At 56.2% G+C, this 4,960-nt stretch carries 3 protein-coding genes; all 3 read right to left on the bottom strand.

Going from position 1 to position 4,960, the window contains the following annotated elements:
* A partial coding sequence (locus tag HMPREF1323_RS08030; protein ID WP_009433649.1) for an N-6 DNA methylase occupies nucleotides 1-1,460 on the bottom strand: 1,460 nt, incomplete at its 3' end.
* A 137-nt stretch (nucleotides 1,461-1,597) separates the two neighbouring features.
* Nucleotides 1,598-3,679, bottom strand: coding sequence for a type IA DNA topoisomerase (locus HMPREF1323_RS08025; RefSeq protein ID WP_009433650.1), 2,082 nt, complete (start codon nucleotides 3,677-3,679; stop codon nucleotides 1,598-1,600).
* A 24-nt stretch (nucleotides 3,680-3,703) separates the two neighbouring features.
* Nucleotides 3,704-4,960 (bottom strand): DUF4099 domain-containing protein (locus tag HMPREF1323_RS08020; RefSeq protein WP_009433651.1); only part of this gene is annotated, 1,257 nt, incomplete at its 5' end.

Here is a 4,960-nt window from a genome sequence, read left to right as displayed (position 1 = left end):
GGGTCGTACTCCAGGAGGTAGGCGGTGTAAGCTCCAGCGGGGAAGAAGTAGCGAGCATAGGCGGTACGATCACCGAGGAGTTCTTTCTCTGTCGTGTAGAGCCGGGGGAGGCTCTTCTCGATAGATTTAGGTATCAGCTTAAAGGCATCGTCTCTCTCTTGGTCTTTCTTCTGAGCCTCCTTTTGCGGGGATCCTACGGTCACTCCGAGAGCAAGGAGCTTCTTCTCGGCTTCAGCTTGGCGTTCTTCTTCAGTCGTTGCGACTCCTGTGTTGTAGAGCTTTCGGTCGAAGTGCTGCGCTACATCTTGAGTAAGCTGTATCCGCAGGCTGTCAGCCATCTCGTCCATGTCGCCATCGAATTGGTATACCCAGGCTGCTTTCCCGTAGGGATTGGTTCCCATGGTTCGCTCGGTCGCGATCGTATGCGAGCGGACCTCGTCCCATGGGCCCTCAAAAAGCGAGTTGTGGGTAAAGGCTATGGAGAAGCCATCGCCACTGGGCACGGCTGCGGTGCGTACGAAGCGCTCTTCTTCGCCTGGTGTTATCCCCTTGCCCGTTTGCTTTTGCAGGACGATGAGGTCGCTACCGACCTCGGTCCCCGCGCGCTCTGAGAACATACCCGAGGGTAGGCGAATGGCCGAGATGAGTCGGCTCTGCTCCATCAGATAGCGTCGGAAGATCTCGTTGTAGGGGGAGTCAAGCAATCCCTGCGACGTGATGAACGCCAGGACACCACCCTCTCGTAGGCTCTCCAGCCCCTTGATGAAGAAGTAATTGTGGATGGTGCGTGTCGCTTCCCGCTTGATGCTATCCTTCCCTTTGGAGTAGGCTCGATCATAGACCATGAAGTCACCGAAGGGGATGTTACTTGTGATGAGGTCATACCGGTCCGCTTCAGCGAGCTCACCGAGGGATTCGAAGGGTGCTTGGCGAACCGTGACTTTGCTCTCTCCAAGGGGATGGAGTGCTTGGGCTATCCGAGCCGTGAGTAAGTCCTTTTCGAGCGCATCAACACGGCGAACATAAGGGGCAAAGGTATCGGCAAAGGCTCCTATCCCAGATGATGGATCCAGACAAGAGCGAAACTCCACACCGGTCTCAGCTAAGGCTGTGGCGATGGCAGAGACTATGCGCGTGTCGGTATAGAAGGAGGTCAAGACACTAGCCTTGATACTCTCCCAGTAGCGCTTGGCGATCAGAGCATCGGGAGCTTCTCGGTAGATGAGCTGCTTCAAGACGCAGGTGGGCTTGAATAGCTCTTGCTCGGACTTTGCCCAGTAGCGAATATCCTCAGGCTGTTCGGTACGATTCAGTACGCATTTGAGTCCTCCGAAGCCTTGGTAGGCGCCAAGGATGATCCGCTCTTCTTCGGTGGCTAGCCTTTGCTCTTTCTCAAGTCGAAGGACGATACGGATCGCTTGGGTATTGGCCGCAAGTACGGCTTTCTTGTTGTAAGGCATAGCTGAGTTTGTGCTTCTGAGGGGGGATTCTAGAGGTCGTCCGAAAAGTCACTAAAGTTCCACCGAAAATTGGCTAATCTTTTGGGCAAAAGATTAGCCACTTTTTCTCGATTGATAAGGTACTTTCCCGAGGAAGATTAGCGACTCCTTTGAGGACTACCCTTGGAGGCGAATTCAAAGGCTGTGGATCCGTCTTCCCGTAGGGTGATATGGGCGTTGAACTTCTTGCCTGCCTTGTTCTGAAAGCCTTTGACAAGGCCGGTCCGTCTACTGGTAAGGAGTTCCTTGATGTGTGCTTCTGTGAGCTTTACCCCGCAGATCTCTCGGAAGAAGTGGAAGCCACACGCCTCGTTGCGGCACTTGATGATCTTGGCAAAGATGCCCACGGAGTCCTGGGCGCAGAGCGGACAGCGATAGAAGGGATAGGCTGGAGCATTAGCCTGCAGGGCAAGGAGCTTGTGACAGATGTCTGTGGTGTAGCTTCTGATCCGGAGAGCGAAGTCCTCGGCAGAAGCCTTCCCCGCTTCGATGGCTGAGAGGGAGAGCTCCCAGTTAGCCGTGAGTTCGGCATTGGCTAGTTCCTGGTCCTTGACGAGCTGATAGATGGAAAGCCCTTTCTCTGTGGGGAGGAGCGTCTTCTTTTCCCGACAGATGAGTTCGCGTAGGATGAGTGTCTCGATGATGCTTGCGCGGGTAGCGGGTGTCCCGAGCCCACACTCGGCAATCGCCTTGCGACTCTCGGCATCGGTCAGCTCCCGCCCAGCATACTCCATGGCGGAGAGCAGGGAGGCTTCGGTAAACAAAGGCTTAGGCTTAGTCTGATGCTCCGTGATCTCAGTGTGACGAAGGGGTAAGCGCTCCCCTTCGGCGAGCGTGGGGAGTCGTTCGAGGAGCTTGTCCTCGTCGTCTGTTGCCTCCGCTTTGTCCTTTCCTCCGTCTTGCGAATAAGCTCTCCAGCCTAGCGACAGTCTACGGGTAGCCCGCCAGCTGTAGCGGTAGGTCCCGTCGCTCAGCTCCGCCTGCATGCGCTCTTCTTCGCTGTTGGGAGCGAAGGCTTCGATGAAGCGGCTGCGAATCATCTGATAGATCGTCGCCTCCTCAGGGGATAGCCCCTCGGGGGACTCACCTGTAGGGAGGAGGGCATGATGGTCGGTCACTCGATGATCATCGACAGCATGTCGATTAAGCGCTTGGCCAAGCGTGACACCAAGCTGATGGAGTAGAGAAGGCATGGTCTCGAAGACATCTTCACTGATGTAGCGACTCCCGGTACGGGGGTAGCTTATGATCTTCTTCTCATAGAGCGCTTGGGCTAGCGACAGGGTCTTGTCGGCCGAAAAGCCGTGCTTGCGGTTGGCCTCTTTCTGAAGCGTGGTGAGGTCAAAGAGGAGCGGAGGTGGGGTCTCGGTGCACTTCCGATCGACCGATAGGACCATCAGATGAGGCTGACTACTTAGCTCGCTTAGGACGCTTTGTGCTGCATCCTTCTCCTCGAAGTGCTCTTGACAAAGCGCCTTGAGGAGGATGCCGTCTTGCTCAATCGTGGCAAGGAGCTTCCAGTAGGGGCGGGATGAGAAGCCTTGGTGCTCTAAGAAGCGACGACATACCAGGGCAAGTGTCGGGGTCTGTACGCGCCCCAGCGAATAGGCTCCACGGCGAGCTATCGAGAGCGCTCGGCTGGCATTGATGCCGACGAGCCAGTCGGCCTCGCTACGAGCTTTGCCTGCCTGGTAGAGTGCATCATACTGCTCCCCTGGTTTGAGCTTGGCGAGCCCCTCCTGAATCGCCTTGTCGGTGAGGGAGGAGATCCATAGCCGCTGGAAGGGCTTTCGGCAGGCAAGGTAGGTGTAGATGTAGCGGAAGATAAGCTCTCCTTCTCTTCCTGCATCGGTAGCAACGATGATCTGCTCGGCGCGCTCGAAGCAGGAGCGGATCACCTTCAGCTGTTTGAGGGCTGTCGGGTCGTCTTCGAAGGCTTTCCCCTTGCGGATTTGTCGAACGATGAGCTGAAAGGGCTGAGGGAGGATGGGGAGTTCATCGGCCTTGTATGTACCGAGTCCGTAGTGCTCGGGCAGGGCTAGGGTGATGAGGTGGCCGAATGCCCAAGTGACGAGGTAGCCCTTGCCCTCGATGAAGCCGTCTTGTGGGTGTGTAGCCCCGACGATGCGGGCAATATCACGAGCTACAGAGGGCTTTTCTGCGATGATACAGGTCGTCATGGTCTTGTGTCTTTGCTGTCATCCTTAGAGCTTACGTCCACGACGAGCCTTACGCTCTTGCTTCTGCTTCTGATCGGCTGTGGGTTCTGTTTGCTCAGACTTGAGGGGCTCTTTGAGGTGCTTGGTCGCTTCGTTGGTTTTGCCTTCGTTGTTCACTGCTACCTGGGTCTTGTGTCCTTCGGCTACGGCTTCGACCTCTTGCTTCTTCTCGGGGTTGTACTTGAAGAAGCGTGGACGGTTCTGTTCCCTGTCCATCCGGACGTAGGCGTTGAAGTGCTTACCCTCCTTGTCGACCATGTTCTTGAGGTAGAGGGTGCGTCCCGAGTCAAGAGCCTCGCGCTGCTTCTCGGTCAGCTCAAGTCCACAGAGCTTGCGGGGAGCGCCCTGGCTTTGCCCTGGGGAGAGAGACTGCTCCTGACGCTCCCGGAGACTCTTGCTGTCGCCGAAGATGAACTCGATGCCCTTCTTATCGGCATTGACTTGAAGCGTAGCGTCGAAGGACTTGCCGTTCTTGGAGGTCATGCCCTCTACTTTGACCGCCTTACCTTCGACGAGATCCTTGTACTGCTGGTCAGAGAGCGTCACCCCTTTGATCTCCTTGGGGATGGATACACGATCAGCACGTAGGGCAAGGAGCTCGTTGGTCTGTGGGTCAATGGATACGTAGGCGTCAAAGAGCTCTCCTTGCTTGGTGACGACTTCGATGGTCTTGCCTAGGTTGCCCGTCTTGAGGAGCTGTGCCTTATCCTCGGGGCTGAACTTGTAGCCCATGTAGGGGAAGTCAAGCTGAGGCTCCTTGCGCATGGCATGAACGGCAAGACCGATGTTGCCATCATCGTCGGTACGGAACGCTAGGCGTGCCTCGGTGTAGATCGAGCTATTGCCGTAGGGTACAGCGATGGGTAGGAGGTCGCTCTTCTGCCAGGAGAGCATCTTTTCGAGCGCTCCACTGGCTTCGAGTTTCTCGCGGCTGAGGCCGAGATCCTCGAGCATACGCCAGTCGATCTTCTCGGGATCGATAGCGGTAGCGCGCTTCTGCATGGGAAGGAAGTCTTCGAAGGACACTTGCTGTGCTTTGAGGAGCTCTTCGGAGGCGGGGTGGCGCCGATTCTGCAAGGAGGAGCGAAGGCTCTCTACGCCTTGCTCGACGTTGCTTGCAAGGACTTTGTAGAGTCCGAAGCGAGTCGGGTCGTTGAACTGCTTGAGGAAGTTCTTCATGAAGTTCTTCAGCAGCCCGTCTTGGTTGTTGAACTTGAGGAAGCTACTCTGATTGGTGGCCTC

Source organism: Porphyromonas sp. oral taxon 279 str. F0450, from assembly GCF_000292995.1.
GTDB lineage: Bacteria > Bacteroidota > Bacteroidia > Bacteroidales > Porphyromonadaceae > Porphyromonas > Porphyromonas pasteri.
The sequence above is the reverse complement of the archived record's forward strand: the minus strand, read 5'-3'. Positions and strand labels throughout refer to the sequence as shown.